The 21,878-nt window shown below is 28.0% G+C and carries 21 protein-coding genes; 10 read left to right on the top strand and 11 right to left on the bottom strand.

The features are described from left to right. Nucleotides 1-101: 101 nt before the first annotated feature. Together AEBR_RS14785 and AEBR_RS14780 are read right to left on the bottom strand one after the other, a co-directional pair. Nucleotides 102-863 (bottom strand): patatin-like phospholipase family protein, encoded by a 762-nt coding sequence (locus AEBR_RS14785; RefSeq protein ID WP_129087169.1) that lies wholly within the window; start codon nt 861-863, stop codon nt 102-104. Next, a complete protein-coding gene (locus AEBR_RS14780) occupies nt 860-1,597 on the bottom strand; it encodes a UDP-2,3-diacylglucosamine diphosphatase (RefSeq protein ID WP_129087168.1) in 738 nt (245 codons plus the stop codon). The genes AEBR_RS14785 and AEBR_RS14780 overlap by 4 nt, the downstream gene beginning before the upstream one ends. Before the next feature lie 78 nt (nt 1,598-1,675). Here AEBR_RS14780 and AEBR_RS14775 point away from each other — a divergent pair, with 78 nt between their 5' ends. Further along, nucleotides 1,676-2,821 carry a glycosyltransferase gene (locus tag AEBR_RS14775; RefSeq protein ID WP_129087167.1) on the top strand — a complete coding sequence of 382 codons (1,146 nt, stop codon included), beginning with the start codon at nt 1,676-1,678 and terminating at the stop codon, nt 2,819-2,821. Here AEBR_RS14775 and AEBR_RS14770 read toward each other — a convergent pair. Further along, a complete protein-coding gene (locus AEBR_RS14770; protein WP_129087166.1) occupies nt 2,804-3,355 on the bottom strand; it encodes a DJ-1 family glyoxalase III in 552 nt (183 codons plus the stop codon). The two genes, AEBR_RS14775 and AEBR_RS14770, sit on opposite strands and share 18 nt — an antisense overlap. A 146-nt stretch (nt 3,356-3,501) precedes the next feature. Here AEBR_RS14770 and AEBR_RS14765 point away from each other — a divergent pair, with 146 nt between their 5' ends. Together AEBR_RS14765 and AEBR_RS14760 are read left to right on the top strand one after the other, a co-directional pair. Next, entirely contained in the window at nt 3,502-4,170 is a 669-nt protein-coding gene (locus tag AEBR_RS14765; RefSeq protein WP_164969476.1) for a FlgO family outer membrane protein, read from the top strand. Nucleotides 4,171-4,175: 5 nt separating this feature from the next. After that, on the top strand, nt 4,176-4,790 hold the full coding sequence (locus AEBR_RS14760) for a FlgO family outer membrane protein (RefSeq protein ID WP_129087165.1): 615 nt from the start codon (nt 4,176-4,178) through the stop codon (nt 4,788-4,790). Here AEBR_RS14760 and recJ read toward each other — a convergent pair. The 5 genes from recJ to AEBR_RS14735 all read right to left on the bottom strand — a co-directional run bounded on the left by recJ (nt 4,785) and on the right by AEBR_RS14735 (nt 12,222). Then, the gene (gene recJ, locus AEBR_RS14755) at nt 4,785-6,350 is read right to left on the bottom strand and encodes a single-stranded-DNA-specific exonuclease RecJ (protein WP_129087164.1); all 1,566 of its coding nucleotides are present in this window, start codon (nt 6,348-6,350) and stop codon (nt 4,785-4,787) included. The two genes, AEBR_RS14760 and recJ, sit on opposite strands and share 6 nt — an antisense overlap. Next, nucleotides 6,350-7,972, bottom strand: coding sequence for a CTP synthase (locus tag AEBR_RS14750; RefSeq protein WP_129087163.1), 1,623 nt, complete (start codon nt 7,970-7,972; stop codon nt 6,350-6,352). The genes recJ and AEBR_RS14750 overlap by 1 nt, the downstream gene beginning before the upstream one ends. Nucleotides 7,973-8,087: 115 nt before the next feature. Further along, nucleotides 8,088-9,476, bottom strand: coding sequence for a cytochrome c oxidase accessory protein CcoG (gene ccoG / locus AEBR_RS14745; RefSeq protein ID WP_129087162.1), 1,389 nt, complete (start codon nt 9,474-9,476; stop codon nt 8,088-8,090). 82 nt (nt 9,477-9,558) lie between these two features. After that, on the bottom strand, nt 9,559-10,398 hold the full coding sequence (locus AEBR_RS14740) for a hypothetical protein (protein ID WP_129087161.1): 840 nt from the start codon (nt 10,396-10,398) through the stop codon (nt 9,559-9,561). Nucleotides 10,399-10,500: 102 nt separating this feature from the next. Then, the gene (locus AEBR_RS14735; protein ID WP_129087160.1) at nt 10,501-12,222 is read right to left on the bottom strand and encodes a cation:proton antiporter domain-containing protein; all 1,722 of its coding nucleotides are present in this window, start codon (nt 12,220-12,222) and stop codon (nt 10,501-10,503) included. Between the two features lie 225 nt (nt 12,223-12,447). Between AEBR_RS14735 and AEBR_RS14730 the strand changes: the two genes are divergently transcribed. Then, nucleotides 12,448-13,329 carry a uroporphyrinogen-III synthase gene (locus tag AEBR_RS14730; protein ID WP_129087159.1) on the top strand — a complete coding sequence of 294 codons (882 nt, stop codon included), beginning with the start codon at nt 12,448-12,450 and terminating at the stop codon, nt 13,327-13,329. Here AEBR_RS14730 and AEBR_RS15615 read toward each other — a convergent pair. Together AEBR_RS15615 and AEBR_RS14720 are read right to left on the bottom strand one after the other, a co-directional pair. Then, complete coding sequence (locus AEBR_RS15615) at nt 13,214-13,480, bottom strand: helix-turn-helix transcriptional regulator (protein ID WP_369122157.1); 267 nt, start codon at nt 13,478-13,480, stop codon at nt 13,214-13,216. The genes AEBR_RS14730 and AEBR_RS15615 overlap by 116 nt on opposite strands. A gap of 11 nt (nt 13,481-13,491) precedes the next feature. After that, on the bottom strand, nt 13,492-13,641 hold the full coding sequence (locus tag AEBR_RS14720; RefSeq protein ID WP_164969474.1) for a hypothetical protein: 150 nt from the start codon (nt 13,639-13,641) through the stop codon (nt 13,492-13,494). Nucleotides 13,642-13,937: 296 nt separating this feature from the next. Between AEBR_RS14720 and AEBR_RS14715 the strand changes: the two genes are divergently transcribed. Together AEBR_RS14715 and AEBR_RS14710 are read left to right on the top strand one after the other, a co-directional pair. Beyond that, nucleotides 13,938-14,933, top strand: a complete 996-nt coding sequence (locus tag AEBR_RS14715; protein WP_129087158.1) for a HEAT repeat domain-containing protein — start codon at nt 13,938-13,940, stop codon at nt 14,931-14,933. Then, nucleotides 14,926-15,486, top strand: coding sequence for a hypothetical protein (locus AEBR_RS14710; protein ID WP_129087157.1), 561 nt, complete (start codon nt 14,926-14,928; stop codon nt 15,484-15,486). Before AEBR_RS14715 ends, AEBR_RS14710 begins: the two co-directional genes overlap by 8 nt. A 136-nt stretch (nt 15,487-15,622) precedes the next feature. Here AEBR_RS14710 and AEBR_RS14705 read toward each other — a convergent pair whose 3' ends face one another. Beyond that, nucleotides 15,623-16,222: a class I SAM-dependent DNA methyltransferase gene (locus tag AEBR_RS14705; RefSeq protein ID WP_129087156.1), complete on the bottom strand. Its 600-nt coding sequence runs from the start codon at nt 16,220-16,222 to the stop codon at nt 15,623-15,625. A gap of 326 nt (nt 16,223-16,548) precedes the next feature. Between AEBR_RS14705 and AEBR_RS14700 the strand changes: the two genes are divergently transcribed. From AEBR_RS14700 to AEBR_RS14685, 4 genes are read left to right on the top strand one after another with little or no spacing between them, the layout of a single operon-like run. Then, nucleotides 16,549-17,775 carry an N-6 DNA methylase gene (locus AEBR_RS14700; RefSeq protein ID WP_129087155.1) on the top strand — a complete coding sequence of 409 codons (1,227 nt, stop codon included), beginning with the start codon at nt 16,549-16,551 and terminating at the stop codon, nt 17,773-17,775. Between the two features lie 18 nt (nt 17,776-17,793). Continuing rightward, nucleotides 17,794-18,711 (top strand): phosphoribosyltransferase-like protein, encoded by a 918-nt coding sequence (locus AEBR_RS14695; RefSeq protein ID WP_129087154.1) that lies wholly within the window; start codon nt 17,794-17,796, stop codon nt 18,709-18,711. A 1-nt stretch (nt 18,712) separates the two neighbouring features. After that, nucleotides 18,713-20,740 carry an ORC-CDC6 family AAA ATPase gene (locus AEBR_RS14690; RefSeq protein WP_129087153.1) on the top strand — a complete coding sequence of 676 codons (2,028 nt, stop codon included), beginning with the start codon at nt 18,713-18,715 and terminating at the stop codon, nt 20,738-20,740. Next, nucleotides 20,730-21,689 carry a hypothetical protein gene (locus tag AEBR_RS14685; protein ID WP_129087152.1) on the top strand — a complete coding sequence of 320 codons (960 nt, stop codon included), beginning with the start codon at nt 20,730-20,732 and terminating at the stop codon, nt 21,687-21,689. Before AEBR_RS14690 ends, AEBR_RS14685 begins: the two co-directional genes overlap by 11 nt. Nucleotides 21,690-21,878 lie beyond the last annotated feature (189 nt).

Genomic DNA, 21,878 nt, shown 5'->3' with positions numbered 1-21,878 from the left:
ATCTATTCTTTTTTCTTTTTTAAATTAAAATAGATTATATCCAATAGCATATAAAAAAAGATGAAAAACACTTAAGGTACTTATCTAGTTTAAGGGTAGATTTATAAAGATGAAAAATGTCTTTTTGCCTCTTTATATCCCAATTTAAAACACTCTTCTAGCTCTTTAAAAGTAAACATGGAATAATCCCATATCTCAAGGCTTGTTAGATACTGATTTGTATTTAAAATTGTAAAGTTATGGTTTTCATGTAGTTGCACAAACAATTTTCTTTGTAGAGATTTAAAAAGGGTTACCCTTCTTATCTTCTCATCTTTTATTTTTTTTGGAAAAAGATCAATGGCAATAATTTCATAAGAGTTTTTATCAAAAGGTTTTATGGGAACTGAATCAAAAAGCCCCCCATCAATTAGATACATATCTTTATATGAAATGGGTCGAAAAAGTGGTATTAAAGCACTTGAAGCCATACAGAGTTTTTGAGTGTCACCCTCAGTAAAGTAATGAAGTTCTTTTTTTCTTAAATCATAAGCTGTAAGATAGATCTCTTTTGGAATATCTTCAAGTCTTTTAATTGGAAGTAAATCATCTAAAATCTTTTGATTTTCAGCTATTCTAATAAGACCATTTCTAAAGTAGTTAAACTTTAATAGCTTTTTTATATCTTTTGAGGAAAAAATTTGTAACTGCTCTTTTGCTTTTACTCCACTTGCATGGGATGCTGCAATAATAGCTCCAATTGAACTTCCTGAATAGGCGTCAATAGTTATTTTACTCTCTTCAAAAAAATCTAAAACCCCTAAATGAAAAGCTCCTTTTGCTGCTCCTCCACCAAGGGCAAGAGCCAATTTTTTATCACTCATTTATATAACCAACTCACTATTTTAAAATCACCATCAAAGGTTTCAACCAAAGCTGTACAAGATTCAACCCAATCTCCACAATTAAGATACTCAATTGAGTCGATTTTTTTTATTTCAGCTTTATGGATATGTCCACAAATTATGCCATTATAACCTTTATATTTTGCATGTCTTGCCAAAGTAGCTTCAAAGGCAGTTATAAAAGAGATAGAGGATTTTACATTGTCTTTTACATATTTAGACAAAGACCATTTTGATTTTATTCCAACTCTACTTCTTATAACATTTAACATCTGATTTAGATTTAAAAGTAAGTCATAACCATAATCACCTAAAATTGCCAACCACTTTTTTGTCATTGTGATTGAATCGAAAAAATCACCATGGGTTATTAAATATTTTTTCCCTGATACTGATGTATACTCCGCTTCATTTTTAACCTCTAAAGAGTTACCTAAAATAAGAGGAACAAAAGGTCTTAAAAACTCATCATGGTTTCCTGTTATAAAAGTAACATTACAACCTTTTTTTGCCTTTTTTAAAATTTTTTGAATAACGTCTGAGTGTGTTTGAGGCCATACAAATCTTCTCTTTATAGCCCATCCATCAATTATATCTCCCACCAAAAATAGATTTTCACAATCATTATGTTTCAAAAAATCCAACAAAAATTTTGTATTAGAAAACTTTGTTCCCAAATGAACATCAGATATAAATATGCTTTTATATTTCATGAAGGGATTTTATTACATGTAGATTACAACTTAATAACATGTAATAGTGCTGTAATCAATATGCAATAGTATATTCAAATGAAAAAAATAAAAATTTGTTTAATAAGCGATACCGTATTTGATGTTAATGGAGTATCTAGGTTTATTCAAGATTTCTCAAAAGAGGCAATTTTTTTTGAAAAAGAGTTTACAGTTATAACCTCTACAAGCAAAGGGACAGAAGAGGAGTTTCCAAATATTGTAAACTTCAAGCCAATTTTTAGAATGAGAATGCCTTTTTATAAATCATTGGATTTGGTTCTTCCACCTTTTTTCAAGATTAAAAAAAAGATAAAAGAGTTAAAGCCTGATTTATTGCATATCTCAACTCCTGGTACTGTAGGGCTTTGTGCCCTTATAAGTGCAAAACTTTTAAAAATACCAGTTGCGGGGATTTATCATACAGATTTCCCTGCATATATGTATAAAAATACTAAAAATGCTTTTGTTAGATGGGGTACAATAAAGTTTTTAAAACTTTTTTATAGTCCGTATAAAGCTCTTTTTTCAAGATCAGATGAGTATTTCAAAACCCTAAAAGAGCAACTTGGGTTTGTAGATGAAGAGATATATCTTTTAAAAGCAGGAATAAATATAGAAAGTTTTGATAAATCTTTTAAAGATGAAACTATTTGGGATCCTTACAATTTTGATAAAAATAGATTCAAAGTTTTATATGTGGGAAGAATCTCTGTTGAAAAAAATGTTCACAAACTCCTTGATATTTGGCAAAAGGGTAAGTTTGAAAATTGTCAGCTTATTTTAGTTGGAGATAAAGAGCTAAATAAAGAGATAAAAGATGAATCTATTACCTACTTAGGTAGAAAAAGAGGTAAAGAGTTATCTAAAGTTTATGCATCTAGTGATTGTTTTATTTTCCCTTCAACAACAGATACTTTAGGGCAAGTTGTAATGGAAGCTATGTCTTCAGCTCTTCCTGTAATAGTTACAAACAAAGGTGGTCCGAAAACTTTTGTTAATAGTGATTTTGGTTATATTGTTGATATAAACAATTATGATGAGGTAATAAAAGCTATTAATGAACTCTCAAATGATAAAGAAGAGTATTTGGCAAAAAAAGAGAAAGCATATCTATTTATGAGAGATATGTCTATCTCCCATAGTTTTTTAGATTTTTGGCAAAAAAATGAAGAGATTTTAGAAAAATTAAGAAGCCTTAAATAAAAGCCCATCTCTAACTTTTGTAAAGCTCTCTTCACCTTTTAATATTTTTACTAATTCCAAAGCAAACTGCATAGCTGTTGCCGGTCCTTTTGAAGTAATAACCTTATCATCTTTTACAACAATTTCATTTTCCACATAAGTTGAAGAGTCAATTTTTTGCTCAAAACTTGGATAACAAGTATATTTGTCATTTAGAACATTTGCTGTATGTAAAGCAAAAGGAGCAGCACAAATTGCCCCAATATATCTATTCTCTTTTTTAAATTTTTGAAGTATTGTTTTTAGAAGTTCATCTTTAGCAAGATTAAAAGCATTTGGAAGACCACCAGGAAGTGCTATCATATCAAAAGCATCTGCATCTACATCCTTTAAAAGGGCATCAGCTTTAATAGTTATATTATGTGCCCCTACTATTTCAATTTCATTAATAGAAGCTAAAGTAACTTCAATATCAGCTCTTCTGCATACATCTACAATTGTTAAAGCTTCAATCTCTTCAAATCCATTTGATATGGGTACTAAAAGTGTTGACATGGCAAAACTCCTTATCTTGATTTTTTGATTATTTTAACACAAGAAGATGAAAAAACAAGAATTATAAAAATGCTTATTTATTTGGTTTTCAAGAATTTATAAGCTATTTTTAAATAAAATCGTAAGAACGAATATAAGGGGAATTTATGTTAAAAACTTTCGCTAAATCTTGCCTTGTCGTTGCAACAGCTTCAATAATTACTGGTTGTGCACTTGAAATCCCAACAACAACAGCAAAAAATTATGAAGATACTTCAGTTGCAAAAGAAGACAAAAAAGTACAAATTACTAAACAGCATATTCAAATCGCAAATGATATGCAAAAAAATGTTACTACGCAGTATACTCTTGAAGATACAATAAATTCACTGGCTACTCAAATGATGCAAAATACAAAGATGAATACAAGTAAGCCTGTACTTATCACATCTTTTGTTAGACTTGATAATTTTAAAAAGACTACAGAGTTTGGAAGAATAGTAAGTGAAAGTTTAATTAATGAGATATCAAATAGAGGTTTCAACGTAATTGAATACAGAGGACAATTGGCTGTTTCAATAAATGAACAAGGTGAATATTTTATTAGTAGAAATCCTCATAAAATTAAAGATGAAATACCAAATACATATGTGGTTGTGGGTACTTACTCAAGACAATATGGAAAAGTAATGTTAAATGCGAGAGTATTAGATAATATTACTGGTAAAATCATCTCTAGTGCAAGAGCAACTTATCAACACAACAAAAGAAATGACTGTGTGTTATTTAAAGATTGCCAACCTGCAAGAACTATTAAAATAATAGAAGAAAAATAGTATTAATGAGTTCAAAATCTATAAAAATATTGAAGTATAGTTTTACTTCAATATTTTTAATTATCTTTTTAACTTCATGTTCAAATATTGCAAAATCAATTGCAAGTAAATCACCAACCTATCATAAAAACATTATTGGTTCAAACGATTTTAATTCTCTTGTTGAAGATTTAATAAAAAAACAAGAGAGTAGATTAAACGCAGAAATTGGAAATGAAGAGGTTGTTTTAGTATCAGATTTTGTAAATATTGATACTTTGCAAAATCATTCAAAATTAGGATTTTTACTATCTGAACAGCTTAAGAACTCTTTATCTAGAAGAGGAATTATAATAAGAGAGATTGAACTTGGCAGAGATTTCCAACTTGGACATCGTGGCTTTAATCTTTTGACAAGAGAACAAAAAGATATAAAAAGCTCTGAAGTTGATAACCAATTTGCAGTTGTAGGAACTTACAGTGTAACTACACAAAGTTTAATAGTGTTTGTAAAACTAATTGATATAACAACTGGAAATATTCTAAGTTCAGCAAGTAGTGAAACTATTGTTGATGAAGAGATTTTAGATTTAGAGGCAAGTGGTCAAAATAGAAGAGTTATAGCACCAATGGTTCTATAAGATATCTTGTATTAAAAACTGAGGGCTTATTTCCCCTCTAAACTCATTTTTATTTATTGAAATTACCAAATCAACATACTCTTTAAAATCTCTATTTTCAGTATAAAATTGTAAAGCTTCAAAAATAAAGCCATTGTTATTTAGTGTTAGTTTCAAGTGGTTTTTATCTTTTCCAAAGAGTTGAGATTTTATGATTTTAGAGTTTGTTACTTTAAAAATTGGTCGGTGATTACCTAAACCATAGGGCTCAAATTTCTCTATAATATCAAGGAATTCATTATCCACACAAGAGACATCTAACTCTCCTAATACATCATGTTCAATGTGTAAATCTTCTGGCTCAATATCCAAAATCTCATTTATTCGTTTTTTAAACTCTTCAAGATTTTTTGCTTCCAGTGAGAGTCCTGCTGCATTTTTATGTCCACCAAAACCTTTTAAAATATCAGAAGTTTCAGAGATAATTGTATAAAGGTCAATATTTGCATTTGCCCTTGCACTTCCCTTTGCCATACCATTTTTAATTGAGAAGATAAAGGCTGGTTTTTTATATGCGTTTGAGAGTTTTGAAGCAACTATTCCAATAACTCCCTCATGCCAATCTTCTCCCCAAACAACTACTGCATTATCCTCTTCTTGGGTTGCAAGTATTGCTTTTTGAGAGATTCTCTCTTGTAAAACCTTTCTATAGCAGTTTAACTCTTCAAGCAGTTGTAAAGAGTCATTTGCTTCATAAACACTCTCAGATAGTAAAAAAGAGAGAGCAACAGAGGCATCATCCATTCTTCCTGCACTATTTATCTTTGGAGCAATGGTAAAACCAACATCATCAGAGACATATAAATCTTTGTGCATCATCTCATTTATTTTAATAAAAGCTGGTCTATTTGAAGTTTTTATCTGTTTAAGGCCATATTTAACCATAGTATAATTAAGGCTGGTCATTGGCATAATATCTGCAATAATAGCTACACTAAGTAGATCAAAAAACTCTTGTAGATTTACATTTAAGTTTAGCTCTTTTTTAAGTGCTGCACATAAATACCATGCAACTTGAGCTCCACAAATATCTTTAAAAGGAAAATTACAGTTCTCTTGTTTTGGATTTATGATTGCTATAGCGTTTGGAAGTTCTTCTCCTACTGTATGATGGTCTGTTATGATTAAATCAATATTTTTCTCTTTTAGCTTTTTTGCAGCTTCATTTGCAGAGATACCATTATCAACGGTGATTACCAAACCTTCATCAATCATATCAACTATTTTGGGTGAGAGTCCATATCCATGGGTAAATCTATTTGGAATGATATAATCAACTTTTATTCCTGCTCTTTTAAAAAAATCAACAATAATGGTAGTTGATACTACTCCATCTACATCGTAATCACCAACAATAGTAATTTTTTCATTTGATTGAATAGCTTTTTTAATCCTTTTAATGGCTAAATCTATATCTTTAAAGCTATTTGGTTCGGGAATTTGTGCAAGACGAGAATACTGATTGTTTTCATGTCTTGCTTTTAGTATATCAAAAAGTTCTTTTTTTGTAATCTTAGACATTAATGACTTTGATTAGCTTGTTTTACAAACTCTAAGATTATAGGGTTTGGTGTCTCCAAGTGTGAAGTAAACTCTGGGTGAAACTGAACACCCACAAACCAAGGATGATCTTTTATTTCAACTGCTTCAATAAGACCATTTGATTGTCCTGTTATTATCATACCAGCTGCTTCAAGTCTCTCTTTATATGCAGGGTTTGCTTCATATCTATGTCTATGTCTTTCATAATAAACTTCCTCTTTCCCGTAAGCTTTTTGTAACTTACTCCCTTTTAGAGGTTCAAAAGGGTATTCCCCAAGTCTCATTGTACCACCCATTGGTGATTTATGAGTTCTTACTTGTTTATTTCCACTTTGGTCAATAAATTCATCAATTAAATAGATAATAGGTTCAGGTGTTTCAGGATCAAACTCAATTGAGTTTGCTTTTTCAATTCCAAGAATATTTCTTGCATACTCAATAATAGCAAGTTGCATACCAAGACAGATTCCAAGATATGGTATTTTATTTTCTCTAGCATATTTAATCGCTTCAAGTTTTCCTAAAACACCTCTGTGCCCAAATCCACCTGCAACTAAAATTCCATCTGCATTTCCAATAACCTCATAAGCTCCACAATCTTCAATTCTTTGTGAATCACACCAAGTAATATTTACTTTTGTATTAAGGTGTGCCCCTGCATGAATAAGTGCTTCAATAAGAGATTTATAAGACTCTTTTAAATCAAGATATTTCCCAACAAAAGCGATAGTAACTTCATCTTGAGGTACAAGAATGTTTTTAACTAAAGTATCCCATTTTTCCATATTTGGTTTTAGTTTTACATTTAAATGATCAGATAGTGGAGTTAAAATCCCCTCTTTTATAAAATGAAGTGGTACTTGATAAATTGATTGTGCATCTCCAGCTTCAATTACCGCACTTTTATCAACATCACATGAAAGTGCAAGTTTGTCTTTTAAATTTTTTGGTAAAGGTTTTTCTGTTCTACATACAAGTAAATGTGGAGTGATACCAATTCTTCTAAGCTCTTGAACTGAGTGTTGAGTTGGTTTTGTTTTTAATTCACCTGCTGCTTTAATATATGGAACTAAACTCACATGAATATTCATTGTGTGAGATTTTGGTAGTTCATGTCTCATTGCTCTAATTGACTCCATAAAAGGAAGCCCTTCAATATCCCCAACTGTTCCACCAAGTTCAATAATTAAAAAATCGTTATCTTCAGCAGCTTTATAAATTCTAGCTTTAATCTCATCAACTACATGAGGGATTACTTGGATAGTTTTACCCAAATATCCACCTTCTCTTTCCCTTCTAATTACACTTTGATAAACTTGACCTGTTGTAAAAGAGTTTTTTGCTGTTAATGTTTTATCGATAAATCTCTCATAGTTTCCTAAATCTAAATCTGTTTCTGCTCCATCAGCTGTAACAAAAACTTCTCCATGCTCTAGTGGGCTCATTGTCCCTGGGTCAACATTTAGATATGGATCAATCTTAAGCATTGAAACATTAAAACCTGATTGTTTTAAGATAGTTGCAATTGATGCTGATGTGATACCTTTCCCTAGTGAGCTTAGTACCCCACCTGTAACAAATATAAATTTAGTCTTGACCATTATAAAAAACTCCGTAAAAAAATTGATTGAAAATTGTAAAATTATTTCGCGATTATAACTTATTTGAGGTAAATATTGAGTTAAGTAAGCAAGGAGTTCTTTCTCCTTCTTACTTCTATTTGTTTAACTTATCTGCTCTTGGATAGATAAATACAGCTTTTCTTAAAACAGAAATTTTTTCTGGTTCATCTACTGCATAAGCTCTAATTGTAACAGTTATAGGGGTATCTTTAGTTGCATTAGTAACTAAAATTTTTTCAGTTTGTAGTATTACAACTTTTTTTGCCATTTTTTTAGGACTCAATTTAAAAGGTGAAAATCTTTCAATTTTAATATCTGGATGGTCTATAACTTCCAAATTATAAGTATGAGTTTTTGAATCTGTATTTTGAAAAAGGAATAAAAAGTTATTTGATACAACATTACCTTCTTTTATTTTATAAAGTTGTGTTGTTTTATTAACATTTAACAACATATGCTCTTTTTCCCCACCCATAACAAAAAGTACACCAATAATAACAATAAGCGCAACAGTGTACATGATTGTAGATTTTCTAACAATTTTAGTAGGTTCACCTTTTTCAATATCCCTTGTACTTGTCCATTGTACAAGTGAAGGTTTCCCTAATTTACCCATAACAGTTGTACATGCGTCAACACACTCTAAGCAGTTTATGCATTCAAGTTGAAGACCTTTTCTAATATCAATATGAGTTGGACATACTGTAACACATGATTCACAAGCAGTACATTCATTATTTGGATCTGTTAAATCTTTTTGTTTGAATACAATTTTGTCTTTTTGCTCATTATATATATGTCCACCCCTTTTTGTAGAGTAGATTGCTTGATAAGTATCATCATCATAAAGAACTGATTGTACCCTTGAATATGGACAAATATATACACAGAAGTTCTCTTTCATAAATACAACATCATAAACTAAAAATGCTGCAATTATAAGAACAAAACCAATTAGAAACCAGTGTTCCGCTGGATTTTGTAAATATGCAAAAAAGTCTTCTGGTGGAACAAAATACCACATAAAATCAGCTGCTGCAATAATTGATAAAAGTGACCAAATGATAATTGCTATAACTCTTTTTGAAGCATTTTCTGGTTTTTTCCAGTCTGGCTCTTTTTGTTTATTTTTAATTCTTCTTAGACCTAAAAGTTTACTCTCTATTAAATCCCTATAAACAACCCTAAAGATTGTCTGTGGACAGGTCCATCCACACCATGCTCTACCACCAATTGCTGTTACTGCAAAAATACCCAAGAATAATAGCATTAGTAAAAAAGGCATTAGATACAGTTCTTGCATATCAAATGCAACACCCATTAAGTGTAGTTGTTTTTTATCAAATGATAATAAAAAGATGTGATTTCCATTTATTGTAATAAAAGGAACAACTAAAGATACGATAGTTGCTAATATATATGCATAATATCGTTTAATACGGTAAGGAGAACTATTTATCTCCTCTTCAATTTGTGCTTCCATTTTCTCATCCTACTGTTTTTTGTAATTATATATAAAGCAAACTTATAATAAACATAAATAAACATAAGTTTCAATTATATATTTAATTTGTAAGTTTTTTGTAAGTTTCTACTTTACTACAAATAGTTTTTATAATATTATTAATATCAAAAGATTCAAGTTCATTTATCTTTGGATACGTTTTTATAACGTTTTCAAACTCAACTATTGCCTCTTCTAAACTTGTTGTTTTTATTATTGGCAGGTTTAATTTTTTTATTAAATCTTCATCATAATTTTTATCTTCTCTTTTAAATAATACAGGTTTTCCTCCGCACTTTATTGACTCAATACAGGCATTAAGTGAACCACTTAGAAGATATTTTGCATTTTGTATTGAATCAACATAACTCTCTTCTTCTAAAAGATTGCTGAAATATGGTTCTAACTCTTTTTCATTTCCCAAAAAGAAGTAGTGTCCACAAAGTAGAGGAATATTTTGTTTTGGAGAGTTTTTACGCATTTTAAGTAGCGTATTATTGTAATCATCATCCCCAAAAAAGAAGAGCTTTTCAATCTTTTGATCCTCTTTTTTTGTAAAATACTCTTCATCTACTATTGTAGAAGGGATATCTTCTGGAATCTTATATAAAAGGGTACAAAAATCTTTCATATGCTTTTGCATAAAATCACTTGCTTCATCTGTATCATAGATGAGAATATCTCCTCTTTCCATGATATTTGGAAGATTTGATAAAACATCAACAGAGACATATTTTTTAATGCCTAAAATCTCTTTTGCATATGCTCCAGCTCTAAAATCACAAGTGCATAAGATTGGATCACAACCTTTTTCTTCTAAAATTTTAGCAATACTAGCGCATCTTCTTGTGGCATCAAGTCCAATTGCATGACCACTTTTTGCATAGAGGTAGACTCTCATTTCTTATCCTAAATTATTTTTGTGAATTCTATAATAAATTAGATTAATCTCTAAGTTTTATAAATAAAAATTATAAATAAATTTTTGATTGAGAGTAAACCTCTATTTTATATTACCGTTGATTCCATCATGCAATCTTCTTATGGTTTCATAATCATCTTTTCTAAAAAATGTAAGTAGTTCAATTACCTCTTCTCTAGAACGACCTAAACTATGAAGTGCTTCTGCACCAAGTCGTAAACTTCCCTCGGATGATTCTGGCATTGCCCATGAAGCTCCATGTTTAAGAAGTAAATCTCTTGTTTTCATATTATTCGTTCTTGATAAAATACGTAGTGTTGGGTGTAAAGTTCTAATATGTGAAACAATTTTTGCTGCACTATGGTGATTATCAACTGTTACAATTACAACTTTTGCTTTATCTAAACCAATTTGAGCGATAAAATCTAGATTGCTTAACTCTCCATAATAGACTTGTCTTCCCTCTTTTTGTCCTAATTCAACTCTTTCAATATCCATATCAAAAGCTACAAAAGGGACATTTGCCTGTTGAAGCATAGTTCCAACTAATCTTCCTACTCTCCCATATCCCGCAATTATAACCCCTTCCCATGAATCTTCAGGAACATAGGCAGATTTAATCTCTATTGGAGTTGTGTCAAGTTTTTGTGCAAGTTTCTCACTTAAATTTACAACTAAAGGGGTTAGAAGCATACTAAAAGAGATAATAGTTATTGCTGCAACAAAAAGTTCATCACTTATTACCCCTAAAGCTTTTGCTGCACCAAATAGTACAAAACCAAACTCTCCACTTTGAGCCAATAAAAAAGAGACAGAGACTGCAGTTGAACGGTTATATCCCATATAAAGCATAATTGCAAAAAGAACTACTATTTTTATACCCATTATTACTATTAGGTGTTGTAATAAAACAAAAGGGTTATCTAACATTGCATTTAAGTCAATAGACATCCCAACAGCAACAAAAAATAGTGTCATTAAAAGACCTTTATAGGGTTCCACACTTGCTTGTATTTGGTAGTGATATTGCGAATTTGAAAGCATCATCCCCATAATAAAAGCTCCCAATGCCATAGACAAACCTGCATGCTCCATTGTCCAAGCAGCAAAAACAACACTTAAAATAACAGAGAAGAAAAAGGCATCTCTATTTTTATTTCTTGCTAAAAAATCTAAAAGTTTTGGAACAATATATTTTGCAAAAACAGTTAATGCAACAATAGAACCAATTGCAATTAAAAACTGTTGCCAAATTGAGTGTCCATCTGTTAAACTTCCTTTCTCTGCTAAAATAGGTACAAGAGCCAACAAAGGAACAACTGCAAGATCTTGCATTAATAAAATTGCAAAACTACTTTTTCCCATTGGAGAATAAAGTTCCCCTTTCTCTTGCAAAATTTGCATAACAAAAGCTGTTGATGATAGAGCAAAAGTAAGACCAACCAAAAGTGAAACATGCCAAGATGATGTATAAAAGATTGAATATAAAAAAATAAAAAAACCAGAGAGAAGAATTTGTGCACTTCCTAAACCAAAAACCTCTTTTCTCATACTCCAAAGTTTTTTTGGTTGCATCTCTAAGCCAATTACAAAAAGAAGTAAAACAACACCAAACTCTGTAATATGACGAACTGACTCTACCTCTTTTGTCAAAATTGGACCAATTGAGTGGGGACCTACAATGATACCAGCTATTAAAAGACCTAAAATACTGCCAAGACCAAGTTTTTTAGAAAGAGCAACAAGCAAAGTGGCAACAGTAAATAGATATAGAGTTGAGGTTAGTATTTCACTATTTGTCATAAATGTCCTTGGAGTTAAATATAAATGCTGGTCTAAATATGTTTAAAATCGAATAATAATAAAATAGTCTTTTAACTATACTGATTTATAAATTAAAAAAATATATTATTTGAATAATTTATTAATGTGTTTCTCTTATTTAGAAGAGTAAAATTATTTTTGCAATTAGAGAATTATTATGGCAATTTTATTATATACTTTGATAAATAGAAGAAGGGAGTAATTATGAAAAATGAGAAAACACTATTTTACAATTTAAATCTATTATATTTTGAGTATGATGCCTTTCAAAATAAATTTATAAGAGACAAAAGTGTTAGTAAAAATATATTCTTTAAAGAGTTTATTAGACTAACATTTGAATTATCAAAAAATAGAATCAAGTTTATTGTTGATGAGAATTCAGATATTGTAATAGCACCTAGGGATACTTTTTTATCACACTTAAATCAAAGAATAAAGAACTTTATTTTTGATCTAAGAAGTAAAAGAAAAAATATCTATATACTTAGTAACAAACATATAAAGTATGCAAAAAATATACCTGTAATAAAAACCAAATTAATTGTAGAAGAGCTTGATTTAAGTAATTATAATGCTTTGATTTTTACATCTCCTCGTGGTATAAAACATTTGGATAGTATAAATAAACAGTGGAAAAAAATCCCCTCTTATGCAATTTCAACAGAAACAGCAAAAGAGATAAAAAATCTTGGCGGAAAACTAGCTTTTATTGGTAAAGAGAAAAACAGCTATGGTTTTGCAATGGAGATAAAAAACGAACTTATAGGCAAAAATGCTGCATATATAGGAGCAAAAGAGGTATTATGCAATTTAGAAAATTTTATAAATTGTAAATATATTCCAATCTATGAGACCTTAAGTGAAAGTTTAAAAGGGGAAATAAATCTTCCTGATAATTCAATTATTATCTTCTCTTCACCCTCTACAATCAAATATTTTTTTAAAAATATTCAGTGGAAAAATAGTTTCAAAGCAATAAGTATAGGAAGTACCACTGCAAAATATTTCCCACAAAAGATAAAACCAATAGTTGCAGATAATACAACCCTTCAAAGTTGTGTTTTAAAAGCACTATCCCTTTGATTTTAGATTTTTTTATCTCTAAGCTAGGGTTTATCCCAAAATATTTAGAGTAGTCATTGCTAAATTGTGAAAGACTTTGATAACCTATAGCAAAGGCTGTTCCCATGACATCTTGATTGTCAAATTTTAACAGCCTTCTTGCTAATTGCAATCTTTGTATTTTTATATACTGCAAGGGCGTAAAAGAGGTAACATTTTTAAATACATTGATGACAAAAACTCTATATCTTCTTTTACATTTATAACCTCCTCTTTGGAATTATTATAGGTTACTATAATATTATAATTCTTTTTTGCCAGATTTGTAGCCATACTTTTTCCTAAACCTCTACTTGAACGGTAATTAAAGCAGTTTCAATTTTTTATTCCTATTATTCTATTTTCAAAAAGTATATAGTTTAAATAAAAATTGTGCTACATATACTCTCTTAATAGTTTGTTAAATCCTCTATTTTAATATTAAGCTATTTAAATAAATAAAAAAGATTATTTATTAAAAAATTCAATATATTATTATTAAATTTATATCTTCTTAAATTATTATATTGTAGGATTTCCTAATTAAAATAATTATTATTTTATGGCTGTTTTATATAAAAAGGAGAAAAATGAAAATTAAGTTGAATATGACAATAAAATTTTTTGTTGTTGTAAGTGTTGTATTGTTTATACAAGGTTGCTCTATGAAAATAGATGTACCACTCAAAGATTATGAACAATCAAACAATAGTTATGATGTGGTGTCAGATAAAACTGCTGTAAAAGAGGCAGTTTTTAAAAATGATATGGATGAGGGAAAAAGAAGTTTAACGGGTCGTTTTGTAGATATTCTTTTTTTAAAAAAAGACCAAAAAGATTTTAATAGATATGCTTTTATTAAAAAAGCTTTGGATAGTGAGCTAAAAGCTAGAAACCTACCTTTAGATATTGTAGATGATGCTGAAAATAGTATGTCATTGGATAATTTTGAGCTTTTTACACATAGAGTTTCTGCTTTCAGTCCTATGGTGACTTTTTCAATGTTAAACGTTAAAGTAACAATAGATGGAAAAACAAAAAGTTTTAACTCAGTAGTTAAAAGAGGGGAACTTCCTGCTATATATATTACTGAAGTGTTTGACTCTTGTTTTAATGAACCAATTATGATTATGGTTAGAGAGATAGTTGCAAAGATAAATAAAGAATACTTCCACTATAAAATGAGTGATAAAAAAGTTGATGAAATAGTAAAAAAAATAAATGATGGAATAAAAAATACTGATAAGCTAAACTATATAAATATATATGAACTAGGTTTTTCAAATAATCCCAAAGCTTTAGATACTTTAATTGCTTTTTCTTCAAATAGTGATGAGTATTTGAGACTTGCTTCAATTTCAATGTTGGGACTTCTTGGAGGGGAGAGTCAATTTGATCTTTTAGTTAAAAAGTATAGAGAATCAAAGTTATGGCAAGATAGAGCTCTTGCATTAAAAGCGATAAACGATATTGATACACCAGAGTCAAAAGAGTTTATTAAACTTGAGTATAATTTATGGAAGAGTACTGACTCAAAAGAAGGTAAATGGAATACTCTACTTATAGGGAGTTATTTAAATGACTAAAAATTTTATGATTTTAAAAATTGCTTTTTTGGCTATTGTAAGTCTTGTTTTCTTTAGTGGGTGTGGTTCAATGTATAATTATGATGTAAAACCAACACCAATAAAAAAAGCTCAATCAAAATATGTAGTTAATAATTTTGATTTAACTCTAGATGATTCTGCTAAAAACCCTTTAAATGAAACTTATAAAAATGAAAGTGAGTTAAAAGAATCTTTTGAGTCTTTTCTTACTGAAGCATTAAAAAATAAAGGTTTATTTTCTGAAGATGGATATAAAGTTGATATTACTTTATTCTACTCAAGAGTATTTAATTATGGTGGAAATACTTTAAATAAACCACAGTTTTATTATACTGTCAAAGTGTTAGATAAAAACAATACACAGCTTGCATCATTCTCTATTCCAAGAAGTACAACAAAATATAGCTATTTCAAAGATATTGCTGTTAACCTTCAAATAGGGACATTTAATCGTAAAGCAGAAAATGAACCTGAGGATATAGAGCTTATATCAAAAACATTAGTTAATGAATTAAGTGAATTAGGTGATTAATTAAACTTTCTATTAATAAAAAGATATTAACTACAAAAGTTAAATCCTCTAATTTTAAATATTAGAGGATTATTTTTGTTATAAAACTATTTGGAAATATATGGATATAAGTTGGTTATTTGGCTTGAATTGTTTATTAGATTTTTTCTACTACAAGGTAAGTATGAACTTCTGGGTATTGATCAAACTCTAAATGTCTAATAATACATCCTAGTTCAATGAATGATTTTATAAAACCATTTAAACCAAGCGATGAATAATAAACTTCTGGTCCCATAAAATTGTCCGTATGAGAGCCTTCTTTTGCAGTACCACCAAATGAAAATATAAATACTCCTCCAACATTAAGACCTTCAATGATTTTATAAAGAACATTTTGCTGTTCTGATAGAGGAATATGCCAAATACTGTCCCATGCAGTTATAAAGTCATACTTTTTAGAGAACTTATATTGGCAAATATCAGCTTGTATAAATTGAACATTTGGATGTTTCTTTTGTGCAATATTTAGCATTTTGTCTGAAACATCCAAACCTGTAGGTATGAAACCTTCATTTATGAGTAATTGGATAAATCGACCAGTACAGCCACAACCTATATCTAGAGCATTACCACGATTTTTGACAAAACTTATTGCTTTTTTGTGCTGAGTAATGCCATTATTCATATCAAATTCTTCACTATCCCAAATGTGAGTAATCTGATTATATGCTTTTCCAATTTCTTCTGGTTTCATTCAATTTTCCTTGAAAATCCAACTATTTATTAAATATATAAAACCAGAATCCTGACTTTTTACTTTTGTATAAGTCAAGTTTCTAGTTAAAGTGAGTATTTAGATTCTTGTTAATTAGTGTGTTTTACACTTTTTATGTCATAATCAAAAAAAAATGATAATGAAAAAACTACATTTAAATCCCCATATAGTATATGATAGTTCATAGTTTGTAATTATATCAAAAAATAAGTACAAAATAAAAAATAATAATAGATAAATCCTGTTATTATCAGATATTTTAGTTTAATAAGTTATTTAAATAAATATATAAAGAAAGTATAACTATGTTAAAATATTTAGAAAAAACATCAGAGCATTTAGAAAAGGTTTCATCAAAAATGACAAAAATGATTGCATATAAACAATTTTTTACGCCAAGTGAATATAGTAATATTATGATTAATCATTTAGAGATGAGTGAACCGATTAAAGTGATTGATTTAGCAATGGGGGAATGTTCTTTATTGATTGAAGCTCAAAAAAAATGGTCTACCTCTGAATTTTTTGGGAATGATATCGATATAGAATGTTGTCAAAAGGTTAAGGATCAACAATTAAAAATAAAATGTTTTAACAAAGATATCTTTAGTTTTAACGAACTTGAAACTATATTAACCAAAGTAGGAGAAGTAGATTTATGCATAGGTAATCCTCCTTTCTATTTAGTTAAACAAAATGATGATACAAAAAAGATATTAGCTACGTATCATTTAAACTCTTTTTCAAAGACAAAAACAATTCCTGCAGAAGTAATATTTATTTTACAATCTTTAAGAATTTTAAAAAATAATGGTGTATTATCTCTTATCCTTCCTGATGGTTTTTTTGTAAATAAATATTTAGAAGTTTTTAGAAAATTCTTAATAGAAAACTATACTATATTAAATGTGATAGAATTACCTAGAAATATATTTGAAAAAACTGATGCAAAAACACATATTTTAACATTAAAAAATGATAGACCTTTATTAAAAAAAATAAAATTAATAAATCAAATAACTAATCATGAAATATATATTTCAAACACTCAAGCCATAAAAAGAATGGATTATAGTTTTTATAAATATTTAAATAATAAAAAAGAATTTAAACAATTAAATGAATATGATATAGAGTTTATTAGAGGTAAATCAAGATATCTGCTAAAAGAATTTAAAGAAAGTCATATCCTTCATACAACTAATTTTAGGAAAGGATTAGTATTTAGATCTAGATTAAAAAAAACGAATCAATTATTAAAATTTCAAGACAAAATTGCTAAAGAAAATGACATAATTTTTGCTCGTGTAGGCTCGAGTTGTGTGGGAAAAGTAGGTTTAGTTAAATCTGGATATTTTATAGCTACTGATTGTGTATTTATAATAAGAATAGACAATAATGAATTACGAAATAGAGTTTATGAATCTTTAACTTCAGAAGAGGGGCAATTATGGATAAAATCTCATTCTAAAGGCGTTGCAGCGAGACATATTACTCTAGAAGATATAAAGAAATTTCCCCTTTTCTTATAAAAATAATAAAGGAAAAAGTTGTTTAAAGCTCCTGAAGATTATGAAATAGTATATGAAAAAATTTATAAAAAATGTTTAAAATATATAGAGTTAGGATATTGGCAGAACTTGACAAAAAAAGATTTAGATAATTGGCTTAATAATTTTAAGAATGATGAAGAGCGATATTTTTCTATATTAGTTATAAATAAAATTATTTATAGAAATGAACAGTCAATATTATCTATGTTGCATAATACATTTTTTATTAAACTTCCTAAATATTTAAGAAATAAAGGTCTTTATAAAATAAATGATTTAGAAGATTTTCAAGAAAAGCTTTTTTCTTCTTCTAAAAATTTAAATTTAACCTTTCCTCTTAGATTTTCAACAATCACAACAGGAGATTTAGGTGAAAGTGGGCATCTCTATATGAAATTAGCAAGAGATAACTTTATAACACGCTCTCTTATTATAGATGTTGAAAAAACAGAAATAGATAGACATGTAAAAGTGTTATGTTTTATTGATGATTTTGTAGGAAGTGGGCAACAAATAAGTGATTTTATTGAAGATAATATAAGTAAATTAAAAAATTATGATTTATTATTTATACCTTTAATTGCTCATGAATATGGTATTAAAAATATTTTAAAAAAAGCAAAAGAATTAAGTTTGATGATCGAAATACAACCTATTGAAAGCATTTCCTTAGAAAATTCTTTTTTTTATTATAATAAGAATAAACAATTTTTGTTTGATAATGAAAATACCATTGAAAGTCTACATAAGTTTTATAAAGAGTTAATTAAAAAAAGGGGATTAAAATGTTCCTCTAGATATGGTTTTGGTGCGATAGGAACAACACACATATTTTCTACCGGAGTGCCAGATAATAATCTATCAATTATTTATAAAAATAATGATAAATGGAAAGCATTAAAAGAAAAGAGATAATATGAAAAAAAACATGAAAATGCCTTTGTCAACTTTTTTGACACAAAATAGAATAGAAGAAAAAGGCGATGATTTATGGGGTATATATGTTCTTCCAATAAATTATAAATCATTATTGCATTATAAAAAATCTAATCATATACGTGGTGGTAGAGGCTCTGGCAAAACAGCATTTTTAAAATACCATTGTTATCCTACTCTTTTTAGTAAGAAAAAAAAGAGAATAGATCAAGATATTTTAGAAAATATTGGTATTTATTTTAAGCCGGACTCTCGATTGCTTTCTGATATGTCTGAATGTTCGTTAGACAAAGCATGGAGACCTGTAATAAACGCATATATAGGATTATCTATTATAAGTGAGTTATCTAATTTTTTAATTACATTCCTTGATTCTTCTTATGAAAATAGTGATGTAAAAAAACAAGTACAAAATTTAATTGTGCCACTTTATTTACTTAAGCCCTTTAACATAAATGAAAAAATTAATTTTGTTGAGATTAATGAACATCTGAGAGAAGTAAGAGTACTACTAAATAATTGGTTATCTTATACTGATAGTAGTATACCTTATATTATTGATGCAAAAACAATGATTTCAGAATATATAGATTTAATTCGTCAGATAGAAGTATTTAAGAATACTACCTTTTTTGTTTTTTTAGATGAATTTGAGAATTTTAGTTATGAGCAACAAGTTTTAATAAATACATGGATGAAGAATGTTGAAAATGGAATTATCTATAATGTTACATACAAAAAACATTATGAACCTACTTATGATTTATTTGGAGATGAAAAACTACAAGAACGTAATGATTACAGAGTAATTGATATTGATAAAGATGTCATTGTTAATGAAAACAATTTTAAACTTCTCTGTTGTGAAATTATAATCAATAGTTTACAATTTTATTATAATAATAAATATGAGTTTTTAGAAAAATTTGATGTTAATTATTTGTCTTCTGAAAACTACTTGAATTTAAGAAAAGAAAAAGTATATCAAGAAAATATAATATCTGTTGTAGAAAAAATACTTCCTCTTTATGATTTAAAAAGGGTTGCTCAATGTTTAATGGAAGATAATGGATTATCAAATAAAGTAAAAAAAAGTATAGAAAACTCTCTAAAAAGCTCCAATAAAAAAGTAAGTGATTTCTTCAGTGAAAATCATACGGATACAATTCTAAATGCAATTTTGTTAAACAGAGAAACATTAAATATTGATGAAATTTATGATCACTTTAAAGGAAATACTGAAAAATATAAACATTGGAAAAATATTAATTTATTAGGAGCAATTTTGTTTTTTTATAATAAATATACCTATAAAATATGTCCATATTATGGTGGGTTAGATCGCTTTGTAAAGCAATCTTGCAATAATGTAAGGCATTTCATAGAACTTTTTCACAAATCTATTATTGAATTAGAAAATAACGATATTTCTTTTTCAAGTATGAAAAATATTTCAATACCGGTAGAACTACAAGCCAGTGCAGCTAAAAATGTGAGTACCTATGAATTTGACAGAAAAATTTCTAGCTCTGGAAACAAAGGTTTTTCTTTAAAAACAATTGCAGGTAGATTAGGTCAGTTATTTCAAATTAGACAAAACGATCCAGCACAAAGTATTGCAGAAGTTAATGAATTCTCGATTCAATATAAACAAACAAGTAAAGATCCCAAAGAACAATCAAGAACGGAGTTTGAAAGTTTATTGAAAGAATTAAATATGTGGTCTATATTAGTAGAAAAAGATATTACTAAAGTCGAAGATAAAACAGAACAAGGTTCATTAAAAGAATACCGTTTGCATCCTATATTTTCTTCATATTTTGGAATTAGCCCTAGACAAAAAAGAAAAATTGTTTTTTCAATAAGAGATATTAAAAGTATTTTTGATACACAAAATGAATTAGAATTTGAAAAAATAAAAAAGCGTATTTTAAATTATGATGATAAAAATGACAATAATAGTCATAAAAAAGAAAAAACCTTATTGGATTTATTAAATGAGTATTAAGTTTAATAGTATTGATATTCAAGATAAATTAAATAATCTTGAAATAGATGATGAAAAAAATATCACTATATTTTATGGAAAAAAAATTGATGAACGAAGTGATGCAATACATGATTATTTTCAAAAGAATGGTAGTATTAGGAATTCCTATGAAATATATTATATTCAAAATGATGATAGTTTTTATATTAATAATTTACCTATAAAAAAAAACAAATTTAATGAGATTGAATTAAATAAATTAATTAATACTTCATTTAAAATAATTTTAGATAGTACTACACTATCTTATATAGAAATAATCACTATTTTATTTTACTTAAATAAGTTAAAGAAGAATTTTAAAGTGGATATATATTATGTAGAACCACTAGAATATACTAACGAAAAGGTTGGCTTTCATGAACAACAATTTCATCTTTCTTATGATTCAGGAAATTTATCTTATATCAAACCTTTTTATTTAGATGAACCATTAGACAATATTAATAAAGATAAAGCTGCTATTATAACTTTTATTGGATTTGAAGATGATAGACTAGCGACAGTACTTGATATAGATGATTTCAATAAAATATATCAAGATGTTTTTCCAATTATTTCGATCCCTGGGTTTCAGTATGGATGGGAAAATATATCTCTAACTAATCATATTGACTTATTAGGTAAAATGAAATTATATTATTCTCCCGCAGATAATCCATATGCTTCTTATCAACTTTTGAAAAGATTAATAAATGATATTGGATATAATCAAATAGTTCTCATGCCCTTTGGAACAAAACCAAATACTGTAGCTTCAGCAATATTTATGATAAATTATAAAGAATCTTATGATTTAGACAAAAATCAACCAATTTTGGCAACACAATTTGATTTCCCCGTTAAAAAACCTAAAAGAACAAAAGGGATAAAAGAAGTACATCAATATAAATTAACAATAAATTAATAATACGCAGAAAAATTTTTAAAAATTAAGATTAAAGCTTCTTTACTATACAATTTAAAAATAACTAAATTTAATGGAAAATAATTATGCTAGCAGATTATATTAAATTTCCGCAACGTAAAATAAAAAAGAGCTATCGTTCAGTCATTGGACATTTTCCTAGCATAAAAAATGGAAAATCAATTATTT

Source organism: Halarcobacter ebronensis (assembly GCF_013201825.1).
GTDB lineage: Bacteria > Campylobacterota > Campylobacteria > Campylobacterales > Arcobacteraceae > Halarcobacter > Halarcobacter ebronensis.
Note: the sequence above shows the minus strand (reverse complement) of the source record. Positions and strands in the feature narration are given on the sequence as shown.

Coding starts and splice junctions, on each gene's coding strand:
- AEBR_RS14785 (WP_129087169.1), bottom strand. CDS start 863: ATGAGTGATAAAAAATTGGCTCTTGCCCTTGGTGGAGGAGCAGCAAAA.
- AEBR_RS14780 (WP_129087168.1), bottom strand. CDS start 1,597: ATGAAATATAAAAGCATATTTATATCTGATGTTCATTTGGGAACAAAG.
- AEBR_RS14775 (WP_129087167.1), top strand. CDS start 1,676: ATGAAAAAAATAAAAATTTGTTTAATAAGCGATACCGTATTTGATGTT.
- AEBR_RS14770 (WP_129087166.1), bottom strand. CDS start 3,355: ATGTCAACACTTTTAGTACCCATATCAAATGGATTTGAAGAGATTGAA.
- AEBR_RS14765 (WP_164969476.1), top strand. CDS start 3,502: ATGTTAAAAACTTTCGCTAAATCTTGCCTTGTCGTTGCAACAGCTTCA.
- AEBR_RS14760 (WP_129087165.1), top strand. CDS start 4,176: ATGAGTTCAAAATCTATAAAAATATTGAAGTATAGTTTTACTTCAATA.
- recJ (WP_129087164.1), bottom strand. CDS start 6,350: ATGTCTAAGATTACAAAAAAAGAACTTTTTGATATACTAAAAGCAAGA.
- AEBR_RS14750 (WP_129087163.1), bottom strand. CDS start 7,972: ATGGTCAAGACTAAATTTATATTTGTTACAGGTGGGGTACTAAGCTCA.
- ccoG (WP_129087162.1), bottom strand. CDS start 9,476: ATGGAAGCACAAATTGAAGAGGAGATAAATAGTTCTCCTTACCGTATT.
- AEBR_RS14740 (WP_129087161.1), bottom strand. CDS start 10,398: ATGAGAGTCTACCTCTATGCAAAAAGTGGTCATGCAATTGGACTTGAT.
- AEBR_RS14735 (WP_129087160.1), bottom strand. CDS start 12,222: ATGACAAATAGTGAAATACTAACCTCAACTCTATATCTATTTACTGTT.
- AEBR_RS14730 (WP_129087159.1), top strand. CDS start 12,448: ATGAAAAATGAGAAAACACTATTTTACAATTTAAATCTATTATATTTT.
- AEBR_RS14720 (WP_164969474.1), bottom strand. CDS start 13,641: ATGGCTACAAATCTGGCAAAAAAGAATTATAATATTATAGTAACCTAT.
- AEBR_RS14715 (WP_129087158.1), top strand. CDS start 13,938: ATGAAAATTAAGTTGAATATGACAATAAAATTTTTTGTTGTTGTAAGT.
- AEBR_RS14710 (WP_129087157.1), top strand. CDS start 14,926: ATGACTAAAAATTTTATGATTTTAAAAATTGCTTTTTTGGCTATTGTA.
- AEBR_RS14705 (WP_129087156.1), bottom strand. CDS start 16,222: ATGAAACCAGAAGAAATTGGAAAAGCATATAATCAGATTACTCACATT.
- AEBR_RS14700 (WP_129087155.1), top strand. CDS start 16,549: ATGTTAAAATATTTAGAAAAAACATCAGAGCATTTAGAAAAGGTTTCA.
- AEBR_RS14690 (WP_129087153.1), top strand. CDS start 18,713: ATGAAAAAAAACATGAAAATGCCTTTGTCAACTTTTTTGACACAAAAT.
- AEBR_RS14685 (WP_129087152.1), top strand. CDS start 20,730: ATGAGTATTAAGTTTAATAGTATTGATATTCAAGATAAATTAAATAAT.